Origin of the sequence: Shewanella halotolerans (assembly GCF_019457535.1) — a bacterium.
Classification (GTDB): domain Bacteria; phylum Pseudomonadota; class Gammaproteobacteria; order Enterobacterales; family Shewanellaceae; genus Shewanella; species Shewanella halotolerans.
Map to the genome: position 1 here is coordinate 3,444,600 of NZ_CP080417.1, position 24,969 is coordinate 3,469,568.

Annotated in this window: 23 protein-coding genes; 16 read left to right on the forward strand and 7 right to left on the reverse strand. The window is 54.5% G+C overall.

Features of this window, described 5'->3' with window-relative positions:
• Window positions 1-655: 655 nt before the first annotated feature.
• From K0H81_RS14980 to K0H81_RS15005, 6 genes are all read left to right on the forward strand, one after another.
• Window positions 656-1,075, forward strand: a complete 420-nt coding sequence (locus K0H81_RS14980; protein ID WP_220058837.1) for a hypothetical protein — start codon at window positions 656-658, stop codon at window positions 1,073-1,075.
• A gap of 817 nt (window positions 1,076-1,892) precedes the next feature.
• The gene (gene mtnN, locus K0H81_RS14985; RefSeq protein WP_220058838.1) at window positions 1,893-2,585 is read left to right on the forward strand and encodes a 5'-methylthioadenosine/S-adenosylhomocysteine nucleosidase; all 693 of its coding nucleotides are present in this window, start codon (window positions 1,893-1,895) and stop codon (window positions 2,583-2,585) included.
• Window positions 2,586-2,622: 37 nt separating this feature from the next.
• Window positions 2,623-3,606, forward strand: coding sequence for a cobalamin biosynthesis protein CobD/CbiB (locus K0H81_RS14990; protein WP_220058839.1), 984 nt, complete (start codon window positions 2,623-2,625; stop codon window positions 3,604-3,606).
• A 115-nt stretch (window positions 3,607-3,721) separates the two neighbouring features.
• Window positions 3,722-4,111 carry a DUF2721 domain-containing protein gene (locus K0H81_RS14995; RefSeq protein ID WP_011864829.1) on the forward strand — a complete coding sequence of 130 codons (390 nt, stop codon included), beginning with the start codon at window positions 3,722-3,724 and terminating at the stop codon, window positions 4,109-4,111.
• Window positions 4,108-4,728, forward strand: coding sequence for a trimeric intracellular cation channel family protein (locus K0H81_RS15000; RefSeq protein ID WP_011864828.1), 621 nt, complete (start codon window positions 4,108-4,110; stop codon window positions 4,726-4,728). Before K0H81_RS14995 ends, K0H81_RS15000 begins: the two co-directional genes overlap by 4 nt.
• A 1-nt stretch (window position 4,729) precedes the next feature.
• Window positions 4,730-5,209 (forward strand): nuclear transport factor 2 family protein, encoded by a 480-nt coding sequence (locus tag K0H81_RS15005; protein WP_011864827.1) that lies wholly within the window; start codon window positions 4,730-4,732, stop codon window positions 5,207-5,209.
• A 145-nt stretch (window positions 5,210-5,354) separates the two neighbouring features.
• Here the strand turns inward: K0H81_RS15005 and tyrS are convergent, their stop codons facing one another.
• Window positions 5,355-6,551 (reverse strand): tyrosine--tRNA ligase, encoded by a 1,197-nt coding sequence (tyrS, locus tag K0H81_RS15010; RefSeq protein ID WP_011864826.1) that lies wholly within the window; start codon window positions 6,549-6,551, stop codon window positions 5,355-5,357.
• A gap of 126 nt (window positions 6,552-6,677) precedes the next feature.
• Here tyrS and K0H81_RS15015 point away from each other — a divergent pair, with 126 nt between their 5' ends.
• From K0H81_RS15015 to K0H81_RS15030, 4 genes are all read left to right on the forward strand, one after another.
• Window positions 6,678-8,174 (forward strand): peptidoglycan DD-metalloendopeptidase family protein, encoded by a 1,497-nt coding sequence (locus K0H81_RS15015; RefSeq protein WP_220058840.1) that lies wholly within the window; start codon window positions 6,678-6,680, stop codon window positions 8,172-8,174.
• Between the two features lie 37 nt (window positions 8,175-8,211).
• On the forward strand, window positions 8,212-9,321 hold the full coding sequence (locus K0H81_RS15020) for an anhydro-N-acetylmuramic acid kinase (RefSeq protein WP_220058841.1): 1,110 nt from the start codon (window positions 8,212-8,214) through the stop codon (window positions 9,319-9,321).
• Window positions 9,322-9,478: 157 nt separating this feature from the next.
• A complete protein-coding gene (locus tag K0H81_RS15025) occupies window positions 9,479-9,850 on the forward strand; it encodes a DUF2750 domain-containing protein (protein ID WP_398351021.1) in 372 nt (123 codons plus the stop codon).
• 61 nt (window positions 9,851-9,911) lie between these two features.
• The gene (locus K0H81_RS15030) at window positions 9,912-10,385 is read left to right on the forward strand and encodes a hypothetical protein (protein ID WP_434086890.1); all 474 of its coding nucleotides are present in this window, start codon (window positions 9,912-9,914) and stop codon (window positions 10,383-10,385) included.
• 105 nt (window positions 10,386-10,490) lie between these two features.
• Here the strand turns inward: K0H81_RS15030 and erpA are convergent, their stop codons facing one another.
• Together erpA and K0H81_RS15040 are read right to left on the reverse strand one after the other, a co-directional pair.
• On the reverse strand, window positions 10,491-10,841 hold the full coding sequence (gene erpA / locus K0H81_RS15035; protein ID WP_011864821.1) for an iron-sulfur cluster insertion protein ErpA: 351 nt from the start codon (window positions 10,839-10,841) through the stop codon (window positions 10,491-10,493).
• A complete protein-coding gene (locus K0H81_RS15040) occupies window positions 10,834-11,751 on the reverse strand; it encodes a DUF6776 family protein (RefSeq protein ID WP_220058842.1) in 918 nt (305 codons plus the stop codon). The genes erpA and K0H81_RS15040 overlap by 8 nt, the downstream gene beginning before the upstream one ends.
• 75 nt (window positions 11,752-11,826) lie before the next feature.
• Here K0H81_RS15040 and K0H81_RS15045 point away from each other — a divergent pair, with 75 nt between their 5' ends.
• Window positions 11,827-13,536: a chloride channel protein gene (locus tag K0H81_RS15045; protein WP_220058843.1), complete on the forward strand. Its 1,710-nt coding sequence runs from the start codon at window positions 11,827-11,829 to the stop codon at window positions 13,534-13,536.
• A 55-nt stretch (window positions 13,537-13,591) separates the two neighbouring features.
• Here K0H81_RS15045 and K0H81_RS15050 read toward each other — a convergent pair whose 3' ends face one another.
• On the reverse strand, window positions 13,592-14,098 hold the full coding sequence (locus K0H81_RS15050) for a 2TM domain-containing protein (protein WP_220058844.1): 507 nt from the start codon (window positions 14,096-14,098) through the stop codon (window positions 13,592-13,594).
• A gap of 528 nt (window positions 14,099-14,626) precedes the next feature.
• On the opposite strand from K0H81_RS15050, the gene K0H81_RS15055 reads away from it, so the two are divergent.
• The 3 genes from K0H81_RS15055 to nhaD all read left to right on the forward strand — a co-directional run bounded on the left by K0H81_RS15055 (window position 14,627) and on the right by nhaD (window position 18,795).
• A complete protein-coding gene (locus tag K0H81_RS15055) occupies window positions 14,627-15,646 on the forward strand; it encodes an aspartate carbamoyltransferase (RefSeq protein WP_011864817.1) in 1,020 nt (339 codons plus the stop codon).
• Between the two features lie 27 nt (window positions 15,647-15,673).
• Window positions 15,674-16,960: a glutamate-1-semialdehyde 2,1-aminomutase gene (gene hemL, locus K0H81_RS15060; RefSeq protein ID WP_220058845.1), complete on the forward strand. Its 1,287-nt coding sequence runs from the start codon at window positions 15,674-15,676 to the stop codon at window positions 16,958-16,960.
• A gap of 587 nt (window positions 16,961-17,547) precedes the next feature.
• The gene (gene nhaD, locus K0H81_RS15065; RefSeq protein WP_144201056.1) at window positions 17,548-18,795 is read left to right on the forward strand and encodes a sodium:proton antiporter NhaD; all 1,248 of its coding nucleotides are present in this window, start codon (window positions 17,548-17,550) and stop codon (window positions 18,793-18,795) included.
• A 131-nt stretch (window positions 18,796-18,926) separates the two neighbouring features.
• Here nhaD and K0H81_RS15070 read toward each other — a convergent pair whose 3' ends face one another.
• Together K0H81_RS15070 and K0H81_RS15075 are read right to left on the reverse strand one after the other, a co-directional pair.
• A complete protein-coding gene (locus K0H81_RS15070) occupies window positions 18,927-20,039 on the reverse strand; it encodes a general secretion pathway protein GspB (protein ID WP_220058846.1) in 1,113 nt (370 codons plus the stop codon).
• Window positions 20,039-21,787 (reverse strand): ExeA family protein, encoded by a 1,749-nt coding sequence (locus tag K0H81_RS15075; RefSeq protein ID WP_220058847.1) that lies wholly within the window; start codon window positions 21,785-21,787, stop codon window positions 20,039-20,041. The genes K0H81_RS15070 and K0H81_RS15075 overlap by 1 nt, the downstream gene beginning before the upstream one ends.
• Window positions 21,788-21,974: 187 nt before the next feature.
• Here K0H81_RS15075 and K0H81_RS15080 point away from each other — a divergent pair, with 187 nt between their 5' ends.
• Window positions 21,975-23,216 carry a multifunctional CCA addition/repair protein gene (locus K0H81_RS15080; protein WP_220058848.1) on the forward strand — a complete coding sequence of 414 codons (1,242 nt, stop codon included), beginning with the start codon at window positions 21,975-21,977 and terminating at the stop codon, window positions 23,214-23,216.
• 209 nt (window positions 23,217-23,425) lie between these two features.
• On the forward strand, window positions 23,426-23,692 hold the full coding sequence (locus tag K0H81_RS15085; RefSeq protein ID WP_011864811.1) for an Lpp/OprI family alanine-zipper lipoprotein: 267 nt from the start codon (window positions 23,426-23,428) through the stop codon (window positions 23,690-23,692).
• Window positions 23,693-23,981: 289 nt separating this feature from the next.
• On the opposite strand, the gene K0H81_RS15090 is transcribed toward K0H81_RS15085, so the two are convergent.
• A complete protein-coding gene (locus K0H81_RS15090) occupies window positions 23,982-24,923 on the reverse strand; it encodes a L,D-transpeptidase family protein (protein WP_011864810.1) in 942 nt (313 codons plus the stop codon).
• Window positions 24,924-24,969 lie beyond the last annotated feature (46 nt).

Sequence of the window (24,969 nt, forward strand, 5' to 3'; positions counted from 1 at the left end):
CAGGGAAGGAGGGAATACCAAAAAATGTCGGGAACATTTTCGGCCCTGAAACCGAAGGTCACAGACGTATATACACCCGGTATCTAACGTCTCTTCGATTTAGCGGTATATGATACGAGTAGCTAATCAGCTAGAGGGTGTCCCCTCATGGCAATCTAGCGTCTACCCGACGGGGGAATGTGGAATACTTTCGGGTTGTAGCGTCTACCAGTTTGAGTAATGGGTGGATTATTTAAGGTCGCACCTTCAATGCTACCTAGCGCCTGTCCGGCGGGGGTTGTGCAGATACGTCTGTGACACGCTGTGCGCCATCCCTGGCCGCTCTGCGGTTTCATCTGACCTCCAAGGAAGGAGGGAATGCCGAAAAATGTCGGGAACATTTTCGGCCCTGTCACGGAAGCTCACCAGTGTATCTACACTCGATATCTAACGTTTCTTCGATTTAGCCGCTTTTGATAACGTTTAGGAAAACTAAATCAGCATTCTGTAGATTGCTCGCCTTGTTTTGGGCCAGCTCACTTTCTCCTTGTTATGTAATGTTGTTATTGATATAAATTTCAGACATTTAAAAAATTATGCTGCAAGTTGCATTAGGTAGTGGTTATTTACATATCCGGCATTCTCATTAATAAGAGTTATAGCTACAGGGAAACGTATGCGTATTATTCAAGTCCTGTTAATTACTTTGCTTGTACTAAGCCCTGAGCTTAAAGCTATACCAGATCTTCATGTACCGTTAAATAAGTTAACTCTCGTGTCAGATAAGCTGACCCTTACAATATTTCGTGATGGGGATAGTGATAGGGTTAAAAATGTAGAGGTAAAGTCAGCAAATAGTACATTCACTATTGACTCAGAAGTGTTTGATTTGGCTTATGCTGTCGATTTACAGGAAGTGACACTTACTCAAACTATTGATCTCGAAAATGGCCTAATGGAAGACTACCAACTGTACATACCATATAACCTTCATTCAGACGATGGTTTAGAACCGCCTGAAGAACAGAAGTTAAAGACTCAAAAGTTGGTAATCTATTTTGATAATACACAGGTCAAAAGGATATTTACCAAGTAGCTAAAACAAATTACTAAAAAGGACGTAAAACGCTTGGCTTGCACTCCTTCGTCGCTAATTTTAGCCAAGCATTTATGCGCCCATTAGTAATGGCGTTAGCACATAGAAAAATTAATCTGAAACTCATTAATATGGAACTAAAGTACTAACACGAAAATGTCCAAAAAAATTAATGCATCCATGCACTGCACCTGCTGCCAAGCAATTCAAAACTATGTAGCATTGGTCTTCAGTAGGCAAAATTCATTTCCACAAAACCTTGGCCATTCACGCCCTATTCAAATACCTATGCTTATCAAATACGGTCAAATCGAAGAGATGAAAAACCGGATGTAAACACGCTTTTGGCCTTCGAAATCATGGATGATTTCGCAGAGCATCCAAGGATGGACTCGGACAACATCCATGTCTAAAAGCCAGCTCGGCATCCATGCCTCTCGTTCGTTAGCGCGAAGCTACGCCTCACTTACCGTGCCAAAAGCGTGTTTGCACATGAGCCTGCCGCAGGCAATAGATAAACCATGACGTCATGGTTATAAACCACACCTCAAATACCAAGTCGGGTAGAGTTCAAATAGCAAAATGGAATTGCCGCAGGCAATTCAAAGAAATAAAGGTCAACGCTGCCACCAGCAAATACAAAGCCATAACGCTGATGGCCACCAACAAAGAAACTTCCTAACTTGTTTTCCAACAAGCTAGCTAGCGATCCGCAACCTCGCCACCGAACCACTTTATTGCTATATTAGCGCCCATTATCTTAAGACAGGCTGCGCCTTCGCGCGGCCAGATCCACCTAGACCATAAAGGGTATTCAATGAAAATTGGTATTATCGGCGCCATGGAGCCAGAAGTCGCTCATCTTATCGCGTCTATGACAGACACTCAGACCCAGACCATCGCCGGCATAGAGTTCGTCGCCGGACAGCTTGAGGGTAAAGAGGTGATCGTCACCCGCTCTGGCATCGGCAAGGTTACCGCCAGTGTCGCTACCACACTGCTGATTGAGAAATATGCCCCAGATTATGTGATCAACACAGGCTCGGCGGGCGGCTTCGTCGACAGCCTGGCCATCGGCGATATCGTTATCTCCTCTGAGGTGCGTCACCATGACGTGGACGTAACCGCCTTTGGCTACGAGATTGGCCAGATGGCCCAGCAACCGGCGGCCTTCATGCCAGACAGAACACTGGTCGAGGCGGCCAAGAAGGCGATAGCGGATCTGGGCGAGGTGAAGGCTATCGAAGGGCTTATCTGCACCGGCGACAGCTTTATCTGCGACCCTGAGCGCACTAAGATGATGCTGAATAACTTCCCGACCATGGCGGCCTGTGAGATGGAGGGCGCTGCGATTGCCCAGGTATGTCACCAGTTTAAGGTGCCTTTCGTGGTGATCCGCTCGCTGTCTGACAACGCCAACAACGACTCGCCGGTAGATTTTGACAGCTACCTGGTGAAGGCGGGCCATCATTCGGCGCTGATGGTGATCTCGCTGCTGAAACACCTGTAACTGACAGACTCAGGGACGGTACACAGACCGCGACGCGATGCACGATCTCATCCAACAGCTACTGCTCGACAGCCCCTTCTATCAGGGGGCTGCCATCTTGTTGGTGGCCATCTTCATGGCGCTGCTGGCGCCGCTGCCAAGAGAATACCAGGCCTTTTACTGGTTTTCTCAGCTGGCGCGCAGCCTGTCGGCCAAGGTGGCGAGAGCTGATCGCTCCGCAAATCAGCAGCGAGTGGCGGGCAGCCTCTCTGTACTGCTCCTGGTGCTGCCCTTCTGGCTGATCCTGAGCTTCCTTTTGGAGCTGGCAGCCTTCCCCTGGTTCTTCGAGTGTCTGTTTCTCTATCTCTGCCTATGCGACGAGCAGTTTCACAAGGTGGCAGAGGAGACGGGCCAGGCCCTAGCACGTCAAGACAAGCAACGCGCCCGTCGCCTGCTGAGCCAGTGGGTCTATCGCGACACCCGAGAGCTCTCAGAGGTGGGCATGAGCAAGACGGTGATCGAGAAGTTGATGACCACCTCCATCTACGGCACGGTCGCCACCATACTCTTCTTCGCCGTCGGCGGTGCGCCGCTGGTGCTGGGCGCGCGAATGATCAAGCAGCTGGAATACACCTGGCCGGCGCTTAACCCGCAATACCGCGAGTTTGGTCGCCCCGTCTATCTGCTGAGCTCCCTGCTCTACTGGCTGCCGACCCAGGCCTGGAACTTCACCCTGGCGATCCAGGGCGGCCCCGGCGCCCTGATGCAGCTACTGAGGCCCACCAAGAGCCCACTGCCGATAAACAATCATCTGGCCACCTGCGCCCTGGCGGCCAAGGTGCTCGACACCGAGCTCGGCGGCCCACAGAAGTTTGCCGGGCAGAGGGTCGATATCGCCCGTATCGGCACTGGCCCCAAGCCCACGCCCCACACCATCACGGCGGCGCTCAGGCTGCTGCGTCTGAGCAAGGGGATCTGGGTGCTCTCTGTGCTGCTAATCCCCTGCCTGTGGGCCACGCTGCGGCTACTGGCGCACGCTTAATCGCCACTCTGGGGAGCGCTGCCTCTACCCCGGCGTCTTTTGACTAGACAAGCCAAAAACCCTTGGTATTATTCCCCTCTGGCGGCAACATATTGACACAATAGGCATAACGACTTTGTTTGAGAATCTTCACATTTCCCTGACCACACCGGCGCTGCTGTTTCCGGCGATCTCACTGTTACTCCTGGCCTATACCAACCGCTTCTTCTCGCTGGCGGCGCTGATCCGCAGCCTGAGCGCCGAGGGCAAACCTGTGCACTCTGGGCAGCTTAAAAACCTGCGCCGCCGCATCGTCATCATCCGCCGCATGCAGGAAGCGGGCGTCTCTAGCTTTGCCCTGTGCGTCCTGTGCATGATCTTCATCTATGTGGGCTTTAACAAGACCGGCTCGGTCATCTTCGGCTCCAGCCTGCTGCTCCTGCTCTACTCTCTGTTGCTGTCTGTGCTGGAGATCCGCATCTCGGTCGATGCCCTCAACTACCACCTGCAAGAGCTAGATCAATGAAGGAGTGGATCTACTTTTTCGACCTCTGCGGCACCGCTGTATTCGCCCTCTCTGGCGCCCTGGCGGCCGGGCGTCATCGCATGGATCCCTTTGGGGTGATAGTGCTTGCCTCGGTCACCGCCATCGGCGGCGGCAGCATACGTGACGCTCTGCTCGGCACCACGCCGGTGTTTTGGATCCGCGACCCCAACTACATCATAGTGATCCTGGCGACCGTGCTGCTGGCCCTGCTGTTTATTCGCAAGCCAAAGAAGGTGCCCCAGTACACTCTGCCGGTGGCCGACGCCTTCGGATTAGCCTTGTTTACCGTGATCGGGGCGGAAAAGGCGCTCAATCTTGGCCTCAGCGGCATGATTGCCGTAGTGATGGGCTTGATAACTGGCGTCGGAGGCGGCATTATTCGAGACATACTCTGTCGCCAGATCCCCATGATATTGCGCACCGAAATCTATGCGACCGCCTCCATCTTCGGCGGGATAAGCTATACCTGTGCCATCACCTGGGGTTTGGCCGATAAGGTGGCCCTGGCCATCGCCATGATAAGTGCGCTCGTCATTCGCTTGGCGGCCATCAAGTGGCACCTGAGACTACCGGCGTTTGAATTAAAGAAAACATAAGATGATCAAGCAGTTTTTAGTTAGCATTCTGATGATATTGCCCCTGGCCGCCCAGGCGGCTCCCGGCGATATGCCCGCCGAGCAGCAGATGGCGATCAAGTATATTCAAGCGCTGACGGATCACGACTACCGCACCCTGGCCTCCTTCTACAACCGCGACAGCGTGTTTAAGGATCGCACCGCCAGCAAGACCTACACGGGCAGACGCGACATCATAGAGTTTTTCGAGCGCGCCCATCGCGGCGTACTGGAATACGATTTCAACATAGAGCACATGTACAACTCGGGCTCACTGGTGGTGATGATAGGCAACTACCACTATCGCGGCCCCGGCAGCCTGTTTGGCAAGCCGGGCAAGGTGATCGAACTGGCGATCCCCGGGGTGACTACGGTCAAACTCGATCTCGCCAACCACAGGGTGAAGGAGCATGAAGATCTGATGGACTATCAGACCATGCAGGATCAGCTAGCCACTCAATAAGCTGCTCTAACCTAGCGCTAGCCACTTTCAAGCTCTCCAAACTACAAGCTTTAGCCTCGCCAGCTTCTTAACTCTTAAACTTTTCACCAAACATAAAAAAGGCCTGCATTAAGCAGGCCTCTTGAAATGATTCGACGTTAAATCGTTAAACCAGGGTGATCTTGGCAAACTTGCGCTTACCTACCTGGAACACGCCCGTCATGCCGGCGTTAAGTACTAGGCGGCTGTCTTCAATCTTGTCGCCATCCAGCTTAGCCGCGCCCTGCTTGATCATACGCATCGCCTCAGAGGTCGAGCTGACCAGGCCAGCATCTTTAAGCACGTTGGCGATGCCGATACCATCACCGGCGGCAATCTCGATCTCCTGGATATCATCTGGGATCGCGCCCTTCTGGAAGCGGTTGATAAACTCCTGATGCGCCGCCTCGGCTGCCGCCTCGTCGTGGAAACGGGCGATGATCTCTTTCGCCAGGGCGATTTTCACATCTCTTGGGTTGGTGCCGTTGTCGACGTCGCTCTTAAGCTGGGCAATCTCTTCCAGTGGACGGAAAGAGAGCAGCTCGAAGTAGCGCCACATCAGGTCATCAGAGATAGACATGATCTTGCCAAACATCTCACCGGCAGGCTCGCTGACGCCGATATAGTTGTTGGCCGACTTAGACATCTTCTTCACGCCGTCCAGACCTTCCAGCAGCGGCATCATGATCACCGCCTGTGGCTTCTGACCCGCAGCCTTTTGCAGCTCACGGCCCATCAGCAGGTTGAACTTCTGATCCGTACCGCCAAGCTCGACGTCGGCTTCCAGCGCAACAGAGTCATAGCCCTGCAGCAGTGGGTACATAAATTCGTGGATGGCGATCGACTGACCCGAGGCATAACGCTTCTTAAAGTCGTCACGTTCCATCATACGCGCAACTGTCTGCTGTGAGGCCAAACGGATCATGCCCGCCGCGCCCAGCTCCTCTAGCCAGCTCGAGTTGAACTCGATGCGGGTCTTGGCCGGATCCAGGATCTTGTAAACCTGTTCCTTGTAGGTTTCGGCGTTTGCCAACACCTGCTCGCGGGTCAGCGGCGGACGCGTGCTGTTCTTACCACTCGGGTCACCCACCATGCCGGTGAAGTCGCCGATCAGGAAGATCACTTCGTGTCCCAGCTCCTGGAAGGCACGCATCTTATTGAGGATCACAGTATGGCCAAGATGAATATCCGGCGCGGTTGGGTCGGCCCCCAACTTGATGCGCAGAGGACGTCCCTCTTTTAATTTTTCCAGCAGATCCGATTCGAGCAAGATCTCGTCGGTACCACGTTTAATTTCTGCTAATGCTTGGTCTAAATTAGCCATCTTGGCAGCTACTCCTAAGAGCCGATAGGTAAATAATGGGGACTAATGTTACTTGTTAGCCAGCACAAATGAAAGAGTGTACACTAACAGGATCGGCTTAAGTGTTAGAAATTGGTATCGGAGTCAATGGGAAAGATCATCACACTCTTAAAACTATTACCCAGATTGCATCAAATCATATTGAGTGTCTTAGTGATGATCACCATAGGCGTGATATTTATCCCCTCCGACGATGCCGAGGCCTCCCGCTCAACCAATACCTCACTAACGGGCAAGATTCGCCTTAGCGAACAAGCAGGTAGCGGCACATCAGGCGAAAACGCTACGAACGACACCAAGACAAACGGCTACGCCTATCCCGTGCCCCTCGCCTTTCGTACGCCCGAGCCCCCCAGCGCCGATGAGATCGCCCGTAATACCCAGGAGAGCGGTAGCCTAGACCTTAACGGCAATCTCGACCTTAATGGAAGTCTCGACCTAAATGAGAGCCCCCTGACCCAGGTTACCGATAACCCAGTCGTCGCCGAGCCTGAAGAGGAAAGGGAGAGCAGCGAGGAGTTTACCGTGCGCAGCGGCGACACCCTTGCCGCCCTCTTTAAGCGCGCCGGACTCTCGGCCCGTGACGTGTATGAGATAACCCAGCTCCCCAAGGCTAAGAAGAACCTGTTAAAGATCATGCCCGGCGAAGAGATCATTATCGTCAAAGATGATGCCGGTCAGCTCAAGCGGGTGGTCTATCATCTTGACCCCATCTCGACCCTGAAGATCTGCAAGGACGATAAGGGATACAGCGAAGAGATCATCAAGAAGACGGTGGAGAACCGCACCAAGTTTGCCAGCGCCACCATCAGCAGCAATTTCTGGAACGCCGGCGTCGGCGCGGGCTTAACGCCCAACCAGATCATGCAGCTGGCCACCATCTTCGGCTGGGATATCGACTTTGCCCTGGATCTGCGCCAGGGCGACAACTTCGCCATCCTGTTTGAAGAGGAATACGCCGACGGCGAGTTCCTGCGTAACGGCAATATCCTGGCCGCCGAGTTCTACAACCAGGGGGATCGCTACACGGCGGTGCGCTACAAGGACGGCAACTACTATTCCGACGAGGGCCGTAGCATGCGCAAGGCTTTCCTGCGCTCGCCGGTGGACTTCAAGTATGTCAGCTCCAGCTTCAACCCGCGCCGCCTCCACCCGGTCACTGGCCAGGTCAAGGCCCACCGCGGTGTAGACTATGTGGCCGCCGTCGGCACCCCCATCAAGGCCGCGGGTAAGGGACGGGTGATCAAGTCCGGTTACAACCAATACAATGGTAATTATGTCTTCATCAAACATAATGAGACCTATACCACCAAGTATCTCCACCTCAAGAAACGTAAGGTCAAGCAGGGCCAGACGGTGAAACAGGGACAAATCATCGGCACCCTGGGCTCAACCGGCCGGGTCACAGGTGCCCACCTGCACTATGAGTTTATCGTTAACGGCGTGCACCGCAATCCGCGCACGGTCAAACTGCCGCAATCTCTGCCAATAGATCGCAAGGAAAAATCCAGCTTCCTCGCCCTGAGTAAGCAATTGATGGCTAAACTTGAACAGAACAAGCAAGTGCAATTGGCCTCCCAGTGAGTCTCTCTTTTGGGTCAACAGACCCCAGGACACCTAGATGAGCAAACATTACTATATCGGCCTGATGTCGGGCACTAGCATGGATGGCGTCGACGCGGTATTGGTCGACTTCACCGACGATAAGATCACCCTGGTCGACACCCATACCGAGCCGCTGCCCAGCCATCTGCTGAGCGGCCTGCAGCGCCTGTGTCAGTCGGGATCCGACGAGATCAACCGCATGGGCATACTGGACCGCAGCGTCGGTAAGCTGTTTGCCCAGGCGGTCGAGGGCCTACTAGCCAAGAGCGGCATCGACAGGCACCAGATCATGGCCATCGGCAGCCACGGCCAGACGGTGCGTCACATGCCCAACCTGGAGCTGGGCTTTACTTTGCAGATTGGCGACCCCAACACCATAGCCGCCCTCACGGGCATAGATGTCATTGCCGACTTTCGCCGTAAAGATATCGCCCTGGGCGGTCAGGGCGCGCCTTTGGTGCCCGCCTTTCACCAACAGCTATTTGCCAGAGCCGGCCACCAGCGGATGATCCTCAACATAGGCGGCATCTCCAACATCACCTATCTGCCTGGGGATGCCAGCGCTGTAATTGGTTTCGATAATGGTCCGGGCAATACCCTGATAGACACCTGGATAAAACAGGTCCAGGGCGAGGCTTTTGACAGGGACGGCGCCTGGGCGGCCAGTGGCAAGACAGACGAGCAGTTGCTCAAGCAGATGTTGTCCCACTCCTATTTCTCCCTCAGCGCCCCCAAGAGCACGGGGCGCGAGCTGTTTAACCAGGCCTGGCTGGAGCAGCAGACCGCCGATTTCGGCTATCTGCACGAGGCGGATATTCAATCAACCCTGCTGGATCTCACCTGCCACAGCATCGCCAACGACTGCCTCAAGCTCACCGATAAGGCCGAGCTCTATGTGTGCGGTGGCGGCGCCTTTAACACCGAGCTGCTAACACGCCTGGCGGCATTGCTGCCCGGCTATCAGGTGCACACCACCGCCAGCCTAGGGGTCGATCCTCAGTGGGTGGAAGGCATCGCCTTCGCCTGGCTCGCCATGCGCCACAAGCTGGGGCTGCCGGGTAACCTGCCGGCGGTCACGGGCGCCAGCCGGGAAACCGTGCTCGGCGGCCTCTTCCCCGGCAACTGAGTAAGCCGTCTGAGTAAGGCAACTGATCACAACAACTAACACTATCCAAGGCGCTCTGCACCGCCCGGCCCAGGGACAAAACTGTTAGCCTAGGGCGGCGCAGATTGCTATTATGGCGGCCAATCGGCCCAGCCACTAATTGATGAAAGAGACCGCAATGACCAAGAGTGCACAACAAGCCAGCCAGATGACCCCAGAGGCCCGTTACGACTATCTCGTCGAACAAGCCAAGGCCACCAAGACCCTATGGACCCTACAGGATGTCGATGGCTGCGTCATGCTGACCACAGAAGATGAAGACTGCATCCCAATGTGGCCATGTGAAGAATCCGCCAAGCAGTGGGCCGTCGACGACTGGGCCGACTGCATCCCACTGGCCATCCCGCTGGACGAGTGGCTGGAGCGTTGGGTACCCGGCATGCAGGACGATGACCTGTTTGTCGCCGTGTTCCCGGTACAGGACGATCTCGGCGTGGTGATCCCACCCTATGAGCTTGAGCAGCGCCTGACGCCCAAGCCGCGTCACTGATCGGCCAACGTTAACGCTATCGGTTCAGACAATGGAAGAGAACAAGGTGTCGATGCCAGAGATGACTGAGACAAACGGCCAGGCTGACAAGGCACAAGCCGCTGAACTCACAAAAGCCGCTAATCAGCAACCTGTGAAGCCTAAGCTGCCCAAGCGTCTGCTGGCCCTGCTGCTTCTGCTGACCCTGGCCTCCGTTAGTGGCCTGATGGCCAAGCAGGGGGTGCTGTTTTGCATGCTGACCCTGCTGATGGTGATTGCCGTGCTGGGCCGCCAGAAGGCCGGACTCTATATGCTCAGGGGCTACACCATCATACAGCTCGGCTTGGTGAGCCTACTGCCGGTGATCTTATATGACCCTGACAACCTGGTGGCCGGTCCCTCGACCTTTCACCTGGGCGATTGGCAGGGCAAGCTGCCAGATTGGTTAGTGTTCACTGTGCTGATCCTGCTGGCCGTGGTGCAGGTATGGATAGCCTTTACCCCTAAGGTAAAGGCCTACTGCCATATCAAGAACAGCATGAATATCATGAAGTAGCCCAAGGCTCACGGTTTTCAGCTAAGCCCAAATAATAAGCACAAAAAAAGCCAGCATAGCTGGCTTTTTCTTTAGGCGCTCTATGCACCGGCTCGCTTTCGGGGCTTAAACCGAGAAGCTGGCACCACAACCACAGGTGGTGGTGGCGTTAGGGTTCTTAACGAAGAAACGAGAGCCTTCCAGGCCCGAGGTGTAATCCACTTCACCGCCTACCAGGTATTGCAGGCTCATTGGATCGACAACCAATTGAACCCCTTGTTTCTCAACGGTAAAGTCACCTTCATTGACCTTCTCATCGAATGTAAAGCCATACTGAAAACCTGAACATCCGCCGCCGGTTACGTAAACACGTAACTTAAGTGCGTCGTTTTGCTCTTCCTCCAATAAGGTTTTAACCTTGGCCGCTGCCGCGTCGGTAAAACGAATTGGCATTGTATCTTCAGCTTGTTCAGTCATTACTACCTCTTACATCGGTTTGCTGAGCGGAATTATCCGATACCTGACTATTTTGTTCAAGTAATAGTCGTGGCTCTGTTGAAATCTGTGAACCTTCGCCCTCCTCGGCGGGAGCGTAACCCTCCTCCCCATGGGGCTCCTCTACCGCGTTGGGCTCGCCGCCTGAGCGGGCACCTACGTCAGTTTCACCCTCTGGCGTGGCCAGCAGCTCCTGGGCGCTAAAGCTCTGCTGCGCCTTGGCCCCTTTACTCCAGCGACTGGCCGGCACTATGACCTCGGTCTCGACCCGAGACAGCTCGAAATCACTCGGCAGGGTAATCTGCGCCTCAAGGGTTTGGAAATAACGGAAGCTGAATGCAAACTTGGCATCGGTGAGCGATGAAAGTGGCAGAGTCACCATCTTGCCCTGCTGCACGCCGACAAAAACGAGCTTGGCCTGGCCCTTTAACGCCTGCTTGCGTTTTTGCAGCTGAGTAAGCACTAACTTGACCTGATACTGATTGTTCAGCAGGCCCGGTGTCATCTCCAGTCCGTGGATGGCGACGCCATCGGCCTGATGCTCTGGCGCCATGATGCTGCGGTAGAAGGCCAGCTCTCTGTCGAGGGATTTCTGTTTCTGATGCTGCTCGAGAAACATCTTCTGCATGTTACTGTTGGCTTCGCGCTCCAGCGACAGCTCGAGATTACGCGAGGCCAGCACCTCGGCCTGCTCCTTGAGCGCCTGGCGTAGCTCGGCCTCGCGGCCATTGGATTGGGTCGGTGTCACCGAATGATTGGCGGACCAGAGGTCCCAGGTCAACACGCCGAGTAAGAAGGCCACGATCACTAAACAAAACAGATAAACGCTCGAAGGTCTAATTTTTCGTTCGAGCACTTGCATGCGATCGACCCAGCGATGATAATTTGGCATTAAGTACTAGCCCCTTATGATAATTTCTTCATTCGTCCCGCGAAGCGTTACTAACGATTGATCCGGAAGGTTACTGTGCAGCTCAGAATAAACAGCGCCATACAGCAATGCCAGAAATACCTGAATACCGACCTCAAAGACAAATTGGCCCAGGCCAAAATCAGCGTACAGCTTTGTGGCCTCGCCCTCGCCTTCGCCCTGGTGGCCTCTGGCGTGATCATATTGTTTCGACTTCTGCTGCTGTGGCTCAACCAGCTCACCCAGACCCAAGAGTGGCAGTTTACTGGCAACTTAGGTGACTGGCGAGTCCTATTGCCACTTTTGGGGGCGATCTTAATCTGGTTTGTGGCCGTTTTGGGATCCAAGCGCTATAAACGCATGGGGATCGCCTATGTGATGCAGCGGATGAAATTGCACTACGGTAAGATCCCTCTGCAGTCCGCGCCGGGACAGTTCTTTCAAGCGCTGTTTGCCCTGGCGACCAACTTCTCCGTAGGCCGTGAGGGCCCGGCGATTCACCTGGGCGCGGTGAGCGCCAGCGTGATGGCAGAGAAGTTTAAACTGCCCGACAACAGCGTGCGCATCATGTGCGCCAGTGGCATCGCCGCCGGGATTGCCGCCACCTTCAACGCCCCGCTGGCGGCGGTGATCTTCGTCTTCGAGGTGATACTGCGGGAATACAAGGTGCATTACTTCTTTCCCATCATGCTCTCGGCCATCTGCGGCGCCCTCTCCAGCCAGCTGGTGTTTGGCAATATCCATGAATATGACCAGATAGGGGTGAGCCATATTCCCCTGTCGCAATACCCCATACTGGCGCTATGCGGCGTCACCCTGGGTTGTATCGCCGCCCTGTTTAATCACACCCTGCTGAAAGTTACCGCCAAAGGGCAGCAACATCCCCTGATCCTGCGTCTGCTCATCGCCGGGCTTATCACCACCATCATAGGTTTCTTCCTGCCACAGGCACTGGGCAGCGGCGACCTGGCCATCAGCCACGCCATCAGCGAGCACCCCAGCCTGGCGCTGCTAGTCGGCTTGTTGCTGGGCAAAATCATCGCCACCATCGCCGCCATCGGCCTGGGAATACCCGGCGGCATCATAGGCCCGCTGTTTGGCATAGGCGCGCTAATTGGCGCCATCCTCGCCGTGGTCAGCGCCATGCTGTTTCCCACCATCACCCCCTATGTAGGCCTCTACACCATCATAGGCATGACGGCCATGATGGGGGTCTGCCTCAGCGCGCCCCTGGCGGCCCTGGTCGCCCTGCTGGAGCTGACCAACAACGCCGCCATCATCTTGCCGTCCATGTTCGTGACCATTCCAGCGTTCCTGATCGCTCATCAGGCGTTCAATACCAAGTCGCTGTTCTACAAACAGATAGAGCTGATGGGGCTGGACTATAAGGTCTCCTCAGTCAAACTCGGCCTACAGAAACAGGGCGTGCGCGCCGTGATGGACAAGCGCTTCGTTATCGTGAAAGACAACGACGAGCTGCTGTTGGAGGTGCTTAAGCGTGCCGAGGGGCGATCTGTGTTGATGCAGAACAATCAGGGGCAGATGGAGATGTTGCAGATAGAGCTGCAGGTCACAGAGGAGATGAGCACCCTGACCCGTCACCCCATTGAGGGATTAGTGGATACCGCCACCCTAAAGGAGGTCTACGACATTCTCTCCAAGGAGCGTCGCGGCGAGGTGTTTATCTATCAGGATAAGCGCGACAATGTGGTCGGGGTGATCAGCTGGGTGATGCTGCAAAAAGAGATCAACCAGGGGCAGATATAGCAGGCGACAGCTTTTATAAACCAGGCATAGCGGCACCTGCTAAAGGCCTAAATAATTACAGCCTACGCTTGAGTCGCTTCTCAATCTGGCGTTTCTCCCAGCTCGCCCCAAACAGACTAAAGGGCTCGAATACTGAGATGGCGTGCAGCACCAGGCCGCCGCCCCATCCCATTACCACCCACCAGACCCACATATAACCTGGGCTTATCATCAGATTCAGCAGGTAGAGCAGCGGCAAGACAATCGCCATGGTCACCAGGTTGCTGTAAAAGCCTTTCAGCTCTTTGACATATTCGATGGCGGCGCGCTCATCACTGCTGACCGGCGCCAGGCTCTCATTAACTGCTTCATCGGTTTGCTTGTCCATTGTCATACTCATATCCATCTCCTGTTGCAGCGCCTCCAGGGGCACCTCAAATACCGCGGCTAAAGATTTCAATGATTCGAGACTCGCCTTCTGTCCCCGCTCCAAGCGCTGTATGGTGCGCACATTAAGCCCTGAATGCTGCGCCAGTTGCTCCTGCGACCAGGCCCGTTGAAGACGTAGTTTACGAATAATCATTGTTTTCCTTAACCCTCTGTTTAATTGGAGATGCCAGCTTAGCCCCGGCCAACTTGCCCCACCACGGCGTTTAGCCGACTTGTACACGACTTAAGCATGACTTTGATAAAACATCAGCACGACTTATACACGACTTGAGCACGACACGCCTGCCGACTCAGACAAGAGAACAGCGCGACACGCGCGTGACTCGCCTTTAATTTCAACAGGTTAAATACAAAAAACCTGAGATGCGAACTAATCCACACTAAGTCGCTTGGCGCACTTACCCGCTTCATGTCCCGACTACTTACCCCGGCTACTTATTGCCGACTACTTATCCCTGTTACTCGCCTCTACATTCGGCGCCAATCTGGCTCACAGGATCTAGCCAAACAAAGCTTGTGCCAACACGCAAATTTGCCCGGCGGGTTATTCCACCGCCTCGCTATGTCTGGTATAGTGTCGCCTCAGCCACCCTACATAACTTAGGGCGAAATGACCATCTGCTTCGGCCATTTTGCCCCCCGAAATTGGAAATAAAGGCTGATGACTCAGTTTCAAGGTTCACACATCCTCTCGGTAAACCAACTCAATCTAGATGCCGTACAAGAGATCTTTAGCGTTGCATCGCGAATGACTCCCTATGCCCTCAGACGCAAACGTACCACGGTACTCGACGGCGCAATTCTGGGTAATCTGTTTTTCGAACCCAGCACCCGCACCCGGGTCAGCTTCGGCAGCGCCTTCAACCTGCTGGGCGGCAAGGTCAACGAAACCGTCGGCATAGGCACCTCATCCCTCTCTAAGGGTGAGTCTCTGTATGACACCGCCCGCGTACTATCTAGCTACTCGGATGTGATCGCCATGCGTCATCCCGATGCCTATTCGGTGCGTGAGTTTGCCGAGGGCAGCCGAGTACCAGTGATCAACGGTGGCGACGGCCCGAACGAGCACCCGACCCAGGCGCTGCTGGATCTGTTCACCATTCAGAAAGAACTGGCCGCCGGTGGCCGCAGCATCAGCGGCATGCACATCGCCATGGTGGGCGATCTCAAGTTTGGCCGCACGGTACACTCGCTGTCACGCCTGCTGTGCATGTACAAGGATGTGAGCTTCACCCTGATCTCACCAAAAGAGCTGGCAATGCCAGACTATGTGATCGATGACATTGAAAATGCTGGGCATAAGATCACAATAACAGATCAACTTGAAGGCAATTTAGATCAGGCTGATATACTCTACCTGACGCGTATTCAAGAAGAGCGTTTTCCTTCTCAGGAAGAGGCCAACAAGTATCGTGGTAAGTTCCGCTTAAACCACAATATTTACACACAGCATTGCAAATCGAATACAGTGATCATGCATCCGCTGCCCCGCGATTCGAGAGAGCAGGCCAACGAGCTGGACAATGACCTCAACAGTCATCCAAACTTGGCCATCTTCAGACAGGCAGACAACGGATTGCTTATCCGCATGGCGCTGTTTGCGTTGACATTAGGTGTTGATTCACAGCTTGAACAGCACGAATGTCCGGTAAATTGGTATTCACAAAAAGCCGATTTTTAATCTGGCGACGACTTTAAAGGATCTAGAATGACCCGTTCTGAAACCCTATTTGAGCAGGCTAAGAAAACTATCCCTGGTGGCGTTAACTCACCCGTACGTGCCTTCAACGGCGTGGGTGGTTCACCACGTTTCATCGAAAAAGCCGACGGCGCTTACATCTATGATGCCGACGGCAAGGCCTATATCGACTATGTTGGCTCTTGGGGCCCGATGATCTTGGGTCATAATCATCCAAAGATCCGTCAAGCCGTATTGGACGCGGTAGAGAATGGTCTCTCTTTCGGCGCGCCAACCGAGCTTGAAGTGCGCATGGCCGAGAAGGTGATCGAGATGGTGCCTTCGATGGAGCAGGTTCGTATGGTAAGCTCAGGCACAGAAGCCACCATGAGTGCCATCCGTCTGGCACGCGGCTTTACCAATCGCGACAAGATCCTCAAGTTTGAAGGTTGCTACCACGGCCATGCCGACTGTCTGCTGGTAAAAGCGGGCTCTGGCGCCCTGACCCTAGGTCAGCCAAGCTCTCCGGGTATCCCAGAAGACTTCGCCAAACACACACTGACCGCGGTTTACAACGAGCTGGAATCTGTGAAGGCACTGTTTGAACAGTACCCAGAAGAGATCGCCTGTATCATCCTTGAGCCAGTTGCCGGCAACATGAACTGCATCCCGCCAATTCCAGGCTTCCTGGAAGGCTTGCGCGCCCTGTGTGACCAGTATGGCGCCCTGCTGATCATCGACGAGGTGATGACAGGTTTCCGCGTCTCTAAGAGTGGTGCACAAGGCCACTACGGCATTACGCCTGACCTAACTACGCTTGGTAAGGTAATCGGTGGCGGTATGCCTGTGGGCGCCTTCGGTGGCCGTAAAGAGGTGATGCAGTTTATCGCCCCTACCGGTCCTGTGTATCAGGCAGGTACCCTGTCGGGCAACCCTATCGCCATGTCGGCGGGTCTTGCGCAGATGGAAGAGCTGTGCGCCGAAGGTCTGTATGAAGAGCTTGCCGCCAAGACCAAGCGTATCGCCGAGGGCTTCAAGGCCGCGGCCAACAAGCATGGTATCCCGCTGAGCATCAACTATGTGGGCGGCATGTTCGGTTTCTTCTTTACCGAGCTGGAGCAAGTGACCCGCTTCGATCAGGTCACCCAGTGTGATGCAGAAGCGTTCCGCATCTTCTACCACGGCATGCTGGACGAAGGCGTTTACCTGGCGCCTAGCGCCTATGAGGCAGGCTTCCTCTCTATGGCACATGGCGAGAAGGAACTGGAAGAGACACTGGCCGCAGCGGACCGCGTCTTCGCCCGCATGGCTAAGTAATAGCTAGCGCCAGTCATTCGAACGCGCAATCGTAACGAAAAACAGAAAAGGACGCCCAGGCGTCCTTTTTTATTGCCCGGCTTCTACTCATAGTCTAGGCCTTTGCTCCTTGCCTAAATCTTTGGCTCAATGCCTAAGCCTTAGTCTCAGTGCCTGTGCTCCCCCACGCTTTCTCCCCCAAATCGGCATGCCTCACATCTACCAATTTCGAGATGCTAAACATCGATTCGCCTGGCAGGACGCCAATCGTAAACAATTTATTCCAACTTGACAGCTGCAGCCAGTAGAGACTCTTGTAGAAATGACAATATTCAGGGGAATACCCCAAACCAAGTAAAGCGGAAGGCGAGAATTCAGCAGCTTTCACCACAGATTTGAGGAATCAAAATATATTCCGCTATTTCAAATGCCTTGATGTGCGCGAGATCGCATTTTTCAGCGAAATTAGACTAAGGTAACACTTGCGTATTATCCCATCCTATGGTCAGATCGCCGCCTAACACAACAACCTTAACCAAACCTTGATGTAAATCATGCCGTCTCACCTCTGCCGGACGGGATTTACTATCAGCCGTAGGAACAAATGTATGCTCAACATTTTCCTGATCACACTTGCTGTGCTAGCGCTATTAAGCATTATTTTTGAAGAAGTTACCCACATTAATAAGGCTAAAACCACCCTCTTCTTCGGCTGTGTTGCCTGGATCACCCTGTTTGTTGCGGCGCGGGATCCCAGCCACCAGCACTTAGTGGCAGAGGAGCTGGACCACAACCTGTTGGAAATCGCCACCCTCTGGCTCTTCCTGATGTCCACCATGACCTTCGTGGCCTACCTGAACGCCAAGGGCATGATTCAGATCCTGGTGCAGAAGCTGTTCCCCCAGAAGGTTTCCGTACGCATGCTGATGATACAGGTGGCGCTCTTCTCCCTGGTGCTGTCGGCCATCTGTGATAACGTGACCGCAACCCTGGTTTCCTTGGGCCTATTGACCACTTTCCAACTCGAAAGCCAGATGAAGCGCCGCATGTCGGTACTCATCATCTTCGCGGTGAACTCGGGCGGTGTGGCGCTGATCACAGGTGACGTGACAACCCTGATGATCTTCCTCGGCGGCCATGTCCATATCTCGCAGCTACTTATGCTATTTATCCCGGCGGCGGCCAGTGTGATGCTGCTGGCGGTGCTCTTCTCGCTGAAGGCGGAAGGCTATGTGAGCACCACTCCCATCAAGCGCCAATACAACAAGCTGGATGTGTTTATCGCCCTCATCTTCCTGATCACCATCATAATGACCATGGTGCTCAACATCTTCTTCGGTATTCCGCCTGTGCTGACCTTCCTGTCGGGCCTGTCGGTGATGTTCCTGATGGGCACGCTGCAGCGCAGCAACAAGGAGGAGCTACAGATCCTCGAATATATCCGTCAGGTAGAGTTCGAAACCCTGCTCTTCTTCCTGGGGATCTTGCTGCTCGTGGGCATGCTAAAAGAGATTGGCACCCTGCATCTGCTGACAGATGTCTATGCCAAGTTTGACCCTAACATCTCTAACTTCGTGACGGGTATCGGCTCGGCGATTCTGGATAACGTACCGCTCACCGCGGCGCTATTGAAGGCCGAACCTGTGCTTAACACCCCAGAGTGGCTGGGCCTCACCTACTCTGTAGGCGTGGGCGGTTCTCTGCTGGTGATTGGTAGTGCGGCGGGTATCATCGCCATGAGTAAGGTGAAAGAGCTCACCTTTGTCACCTACCTCAAGTATGTGCCTGCACTGGCCCTGTGTTATACCTGTGGTTACGGTCTGACGTTGCTACTGGCCTACGAGTTCTTTGGCTAGACATTCTTTGTTTAGGCACTGAGACCAAACAAGACTCAAACGAAAAAGGCGATGAATGATTCATCGCCTTTTTTCTTACTGATTTGGCATCTGCTGATTTTACTTAGGCTAAGCAGCTACCCAAATTGCGCTTAGATAGCGGGCACCTTAAACTCGGTACCGGCCACCTCTAACACCACATCCCTCGGGCGTATCTCGACAATCTTCAGCTTGCCACCAATCATGTCACCCTGTTGCAGCTCGGCGCCATCCACATTCAGCCAGCGGTTCTTAGGATCGTTGGCATAGACATGGGCCAAAATATTAAACTCGGGCACCTGTAACTGAATCCCCGCCGGTAGCTGGCCATATTTGGGCAGCTCGTCGGGCTGCGCCGCTGGAATAGGGTCCAGCTTAGGCTGAGTCACGGGTGTGGCGACGGCGTTCTCCTTCTCCACCTCCTTGAGCGCCGCCTCAAAGGCAGCGACCAGCTTGCTGGTATCCTTCACCACTGGGCGCTGCTGGGCTTCCGGCTCTGCTTGTTGCTCACTTGCTTGGTCGAAAGCCTCTGCTAAGTCTTGATTTGCGCGCTGCTCCTCGGCATAAGTTGACTCCAGGCCGACATCGGCCGCCGCCTCATCCACCTGCGCCTTGAGAGAGCTGAGTAGCTCGCGCCCACGCTGATTGGCGTTGGCGCCTAAGATGATCGGCTCCTCTGCGCCCTGGTTGTTCGCAAAGCTCTGGTTATTCAAATTGCTAGTATTCGCAAGGCTAGTATTTACACGGCTTTGCGCGGCCTGCTGACGCCTTGGCTGAGTGGTAGATGCCGTCAAGGGTTCACTCGTCCGGGCTTGAACGCTGGGGCGCTCCACCGGCAATGGCAGGGCGACCTTACCCGCCAGTTTGATGCCTGTCTGAGGATTCTGCTCAAGAGAAGGCTTAGCGGTCTGCTGTTCAGCCACTCGCTGTTGCTGGGACTGTTGCTGGGGCTGGGCTTGTGTCTGCATCGCTGAGGTTTGTTGGCTAGATATGCTAGATACGTTAGATAGTGATGCGGCCTGCTTTTGCGCGCCTAGCTCTCCCTGCCCACTGAGCACCCAGGCGAGGGCGATGGCTCCGCCAAGGCCAGTGCCAAACAAACCTAATTTGACGACCAGAGGCCACTTGGGCTGCATCGCTTCATACTGGGCCCTTGGGGTGATCACAGGATCTAGCTGCCGATCTTGCTGTTTCGCGCGGGTCACCGCATCGAGAAGGATAGACATCAGTAGCGTCCCTCGCCTTGCACTCTTCCCTGCAATCCTGTTTGCTGCTCCTGCAATCTCGGGCCCTTATCGCTGAGGTAGAGATTGAGCTGTACTAAGGTCTGGCTACCGGCGATGGCATCGGCGCGCAGGCCGTGCTGACGCTGGAAGTCCATCAGGGATTGCTCCAGCTCAGCATCAAAATAGTCGACCACACGGGCGGGCTTGTTCTGGATCTGCGCCAGGGCATTCTCCAGCCACTGGATCTGCGCCGGCGCCGAGCCTCGGCCTATCTCCTTAGGCTGATAGCTTGGTGCCTGCCACAATAGCTCGAAGGTGCCGGCAAAGTGGCGAGTAAACCAGTCTCTGTCGACCCAAAGCTGCTGCTCCGCCAGCTGCAGCAACAACTGCTCGCCCTGGCGGGACACGACGGTACCGTAGAAGGGCTCGCCGCGCTCATCCTGCAAATAGACCACGGCCGGATAGTTGAGGCGTACCAAGGAATGCCAGTTACCCTGCTGCTGGAAACAATCCAGCCCCTGCTGCTTGGCCGACTGACAGGCGGTCAGACCAACGTAGGGCGCCTTATCCCACAGGCCGAGTATGGCGGCGTAGGCGGTGTCTATGCTGCGGCTCTGATTGATCGCCTGACGTAATATGCGCTGATCGGCGCTCAAGCTGGCATTGCTCTCTTCGCCTTGACGGCTTGCCAGATTGGTTTGAGTTTGTGGCTGAATTTGTGACTGGACGGCTTGTGAATGGTTCTGATTAGCCTGCTGCCCACCTGTGGCACTCGGCTCATTTGCCTGCACTGCGCCAGCCTGGGCCTTATTTGCCTGAGCTGTGTTTGCCTGAGCTATGCCGCCCTGCCCCTGCAGGTTAAAGAAGTAGAAGGCGCCGGCAAAGGTCGCCAGGATAAGCGTTGCGGCCGTCGCCGGCCACAGCAGTTTGCGCTGCTTAATCTCCTCGCCCAAGACTTCGCTGGCGGCGGTTCTCACCATGTTGGCGTCGATAGGCACCTTAGACTGAGCATAACCAGCCATCAGGGCACGTTCACACAAGAGGTTAATCAGACGCGGAATACCGCCACTGTATTGGTGGAGCGTCTTGATGGCGCTGCGGTGAAACAGCGGCTCATGACGCCCGGCCACCTGTAGCCTGTGCTGCACATAGAGGGCAATCTCCTGCTGGGTCAATGGCAGCAGGTGATAACGCGCCGTGATGCGCTGGGCCAGCTGCCTGAGCTCCTGACGCTTGAGTAGCTGCTGTAGCTCTGGCTGACCGATTAGGATCACCTGCAGCAGCTTCTTGGTATCTGTCTCCAGGTTGGTCAGCAGCCTGAGCTGCTCCAACACCTCGGCCCGAAGATGCTGCGCCTCGTCGATGATCAGGACGGTATTGCGCCCCTTCTCATGGTTGGCCAGCAAAAACTGACTCAGCTTATCGGTGAGCTGTTTCAGGGTGGGCGACTCGCCATAATGCACCCCCAACTCGTCACAGAGGGTGGCCAGCAACTCAAGCTCAGTCAGCGAGGGGTTTAGGATAAAGGCGGTATCGGTATTTTCAGGCAGTTGGTTGAGCAGGCAGCGCGACACTGTGGTCTTTCCCGTGCCCACCTCGCCGGTTAACAAGACAAAACCACCGGTTTCACCCAATCCATAGGTTAAATGAGCCAACGCCTCACGATGCCTGTCGCTCAGGAACAGATAATGAGGGTTGGGTGCGATCGAAAACGGGTTATCGCTAAGTCCGTAAAACGCCTTGTACATGCCGTCTCAGTCCCAAAATAATAATGACGGTTCAAATTAATCCCTAGGGGAGACGTTGTCAAAAATTCCCCCCAAATAATTGCGCCAAAGCAGCGCCTCGAGCCTGCTATCTAAGCCGCGAAAGGGTGCGGTTTAACAACTTGCCATGATAAGCTTAGGCCAATACAAAGATTTCCCTTGGTGAGACGTGAAGATCTATTTAGTTGGCGGCGCCGTCCGCGACCAGTTACTCAATATTCCCATTAAAGATCGTGACTACATGGTGGTGGGCGCGACAGTGCAAGAGATGCTCGACAAAGGCTATCGCCAGGTGGGTAAAGACTTCCCCGTATTTCTCCACCCCAAGACCCAGCAGGAGTATGCCCTGGCGCGTACCGAGCGTAAGACAGGCGTCGGCTATGGCGGCTTTAGCGTCTACGCGGCGCCCGATGTCACCCTGGAGGAAGACTTGCTGAGGCGGGATCTCACCATCAACGCCATCGCCCAGGATGAAACAGGGCAAGTCTTCGACCCCTATGGCGGCCAGGCCGATATCGAGCAGCGCCTGCTCAGGCATGTGTCGGAGGCCTTCGTCGAAGATCCGCTACGAGTGCTCAGGGTCGCCCGTTTCGCCGCCCGTTTTCAACCGCTGGGCTTTAAGGTCGCCCCAGAGACCATGGCGCTGATGCAACGCATCGCTGCAAGCGGGGAGCTCGAGGCGCTAACGCCAGAGCGGGTATTTCAGGAGCTGGATAAGGCGCTAACCACAGAGGCGCCCCAGGTGTTCTTCGAAGTGCTCAGAGAAGCTGGCGGCCTGGCCATACTCTTTCCCGAGATAGAAGCCCTGTTTGGCATCCCTCAGCCAGAGCAGTGGCACCCAGAGATAGATACCGGCGTGCACACCCTCATGGTGCTTGAGCAAGCCGCCAGACTCAGCCAAGACAAGCTGGTGCGCTTCGCCGCACTGGTACACGACCTTGGCAAGGCGCTGTCGCCCAAGGAGCATCTGCCGAAACATCACGGCCATGGCCAAAAGGGCCTGCCCCTCATTCGTGCCCTGTGCGAGCGGTTTCGCGTCCCCAACGACTATCGGGATCTGGCCCTCTTGGTGAGTGACCAGCATCAGAACATCCATAATGCCTTGGAGCTACGAGCCGAGACCATGGTCAAGCTGTTCGGCAAGGCCGACCTCTGGCGTAAGCCCGAGCGACTGCCGCAACTCCTGCTGGCCTGCGAAGCCGACAGCAAGGGACGCACAGGCCTGGAGGAGCGTCCATACCCCCAAGGGGCCTATGTGCAGCACTGTTTTGAGCTTGCGCGCAATGTGGCGATAAAACCTATCATAGAGGCGGGATTTAAAGGCGCCGATATCAAGACGGAATTACACAAGCAAAGGGTCGAGGTCATCGAGCAGTACAAGCGAAAAACCGCCGTAAATGCAAAGCCATAGCTAATCCAAGGTTAAATTTTAGTGATCATTAGCCAAAATTTGAGCAAAAACCCTCGACAAGCTTGATTTTGCACAATCATAAGATATTGTATTACGACCTTAGGGTGAAAATTCATAGCAAAATAAAATGGCTATGACATAATTAACCAGTTGCAGTTGTACTTTTCGGCTGCTCCAACTCAATCCAACTTATTTAAAGGGATTTCCCAATGAACAAAAAAGTACTGATGATTGCTGGCGTAGCAATGACTGCCCTTCTTGGTGGTTGCGCAAACACTACTGCTCTAGAAGAAAGCGTTGCTAACCTAGGCAACAAAGTTGATCAATTATCAGCTGAAGTTAGCTCTCTGAAGTCTGAGCAAGGTGCTCTTGCTGCTGACGTTAAAGACGCAAAAGCTGCTGCGATGGACGCACAAGCTGAAGCTAAGCGTGCTAACGACCGCATCGACAACATCGCTTCTTCTTACAAGAAGTAATGTGTCTGTATCGGCAACACGTCTGTGTTGCCGATATGTTTTCCCACTGCGTTAACTTTCAAGTCTCTCCTAAGCATTCCCCACTCTTCATCTCAAATTTCTCTGACTCAGTTCATCCTCTAAGCTGCACCGACTGTATCTTAGTTTTCGTTTTAGCCTGTAGCACCTAGTCACGCACGGCTATTTAAGACACTCACTCCAGACCTCCACTAAAAAACGCCCACAAAAAAGGCGCCCTATGGACGCCTTAGATATAGTCACCAGTCACTCAAACCTAAGCTTCTAAAATCTAGGGAGTGATCTCTAAATCCTGAGCCGCCGTTAACGGTGGATGTGAGATCACCATAGGGATGCCGTTCTGGGTCAGCAGGGCATCGTTTGCCTTGGTGTTATCGACGCTCTCCTGGCTGATAAATTTCACCACCTTGCTGCTCAGGCTGATCACCTTCTCACGGGGCTGATCTTCCGTCTTAGACAGGGGCGAATGCACCTCGATGATCTGACGGCCATCGGGCTCGGTAGCAATCTTTACCGTTTGATTGATCACCCGCACGCTGTCGCCATATTTAGCCTGGTGAAACAACCACTCGATATCATCTGGGTTTAGCCTGATACAACCTGCGCTGACGCGCATGCCGATACCAAAATCCTTGTTGGTGCCGTGGATCAGGTAGCTGCCATCGCCATAGGAGAGCTGCATGGCGTATTTACCCAGGGGGTTATCCGGGCCAGCGGGCACCACGGGCGGCAATACCTCGCCACGCTCACGCAGATGCTCGGCGCGCAAACTCGCCGGCGGCGTCCAGCTCGGGTTAGGGATACGCGCCTTGATCTTGGTGGTCATCTCCGGGGTTTCACGACCGATGCGGCCAATGCCCACAGGAAAGACATGCACCTCGCGGCCATTCTTAGGAAAATAGTAGAGACGCAGCTCCGGCAGGTTGATCACTATGCCCTTGCGCGGCACGTCCGGCAGCAACATTTGAGTGGGGATCACCAACTGGGTGCCCGGAGTCGGCAGGAAAGGATCCACCCCAGGATTGGTTTCCATCAACTCCAAGATACCGATATTGTATTTATCGGCGATGGTTTTGAAGTAGTCGCCCTTCTCGACCACATGGGTCTGCAGCTCGCCGATGAGGCGGCCGCCATTGGCCGGCAGGGAATAGACATTAGCAAGTAACTGCAGTGGTGCGAGACTCAAGATGAGCAACAGCAATTTACGCATCATCAAAACGGTTTTCCAAAAATCGAGTTAAAGGTTTGGCTCAAAGGGT

What these genes read in the sequence shown, in the direction of transcription:
- K0H81_RS15000 (WP_011864828.1), top strand. Translation starts at nt 4,108, where the DNA reads ATGAAGGAGTGGATCTACTTTTTCGACCTCTGCGGCACCGCTGTATTC.
- tyrS (WP_011864826.1), bottom strand. Translation starts at nt 6,551, where the DNA reads ATGGCTAATTTAGACCAAGCATTAGCAGAAATTAAACGTGGTACCGAC.
- K0H81_RS15020 (WP_220058841.1), top strand. Translation starts at nt 8,212, where the DNA reads ATGAGCAAACATTACTATATCGGCCTGATGTCGGGCACTAGCATGGAT.
- K0H81_RS14980 (WP_220058837.1), top strand. Translation starts at nt 656, where the DNA reads ATGCGTATTATTCAAGTCCTGTTAATTACTTTGCTTGTACTAAGCCCT.
- hemL (WP_220058845.1), top strand. Translation starts at nt 15,674, where the DNA reads ATGACCCGTTCTGAAACCCTATTTGAGCAGGCTAAGAAAACTATCCCT.
- K0H81_RS15040 (WP_220058842.1), bottom strand. Translation starts at nt 11,751, where the DNA reads ATGCCAAATTATCATCGCTGGGTCGATCGCATGCAAGTGCTCGAACGA.
- K0H81_RS15015 (WP_220058840.1), top strand. Translation starts at nt 6,678, where the DNA reads ATGGGAAAGATCATCACACTCTTAAAACTATTACCCAGATTGCATCAA.
- mtnN (WP_220058838.1), top strand. Translation starts at nt 1,893, where the DNA reads ATGAAAATTGGTATTATCGGCGCCATGGAGCCAGAAGTCGCTCATCTT.
- K0H81_RS15075 (WP_220058847.1), bottom strand. Translation starts at nt 21,787, where the DNA reads ATGTACAAGGCGTTTTACGGACTTAGCGATAACCCGTTTTCGATCGCA.
- nhaD (WP_144201056.1), top strand. Translation starts at nt 17,548, where the DNA reads ATGCTCAACATTTTCCTGATCACACTTGCTGTGCTAGCGCTATTAAGC.
- K0H81_RS15070 (WP_220058846.1), bottom strand. Translation starts at nt 20,039, where the DNA reads ATGTCTATCCTTCTCGATGCGGTGACCCGCGCGAAACAGCAAGATCGG.
- K0H81_RS15055 (WP_011864817.1), top strand. Translation starts at nt 14,627, where the DNA reads ATGACTCAGTTTCAAGGTTCACACATCCTCTCGGTAAACCAACTCAAT.
- K0H81_RS15025 (WP_398351021.1), top strand. Translation starts at nt 9,479, where the DNA reads ATGACCAAGAGTGCACAACAAGCCAGCCAGATGACCCCAGAGGCCCGT.
- K0H81_RS15085 (WP_011864811.1), top strand. Translation starts at nt 23,426, where the DNA reads ATGAACAAAAAAGTACTGATGATTGCTGGCGTAGCAATGACTGCCCTT.
- erpA (WP_011864821.1), bottom strand. Translation starts at nt 10,841, where the DNA reads ATGACTGAACAAGCTGAAGATACAATGCCAATTCGTTTTACCGACGCG.
- K0H81_RS15050 (WP_220058844.1), bottom strand. Translation starts at nt 14,098, where the DNA reads ATGATTATTCGTAAACTACGTCTTCAACGGGCCTGGTCGCAGGAGCAA.
- K0H81_RS15030 (WP_434086890.1), top strand. Translation starts at nt 9,912, where the DNA reads ATGACTGAGACAAACGGCCAGGCTGACAAGGCACAAGCCGCTGAACTC.
- K0H81_RS15090 (WP_011864810.1), bottom strand. Translation starts at nt 24,923, where the DNA reads ATGATGCGTAAATTGCTGTTGCTCATCTTGAGTCTCGCACCACTGCAG.
- K0H81_RS14990 (WP_220058839.1), top strand. Translation starts at nt 2,623, where the DNA reads ATGCACGATCTCATCCAACAGCTACTGCTCGACAGCCCCTTCTATCAG.
- K0H81_RS15005 (WP_011864827.1), top strand. Translation starts at nt 4,730, where the DNA reads ATGATCAAGCAGTTTTTAGTTAGCATTCTGATGATATTGCCCCTGGCC.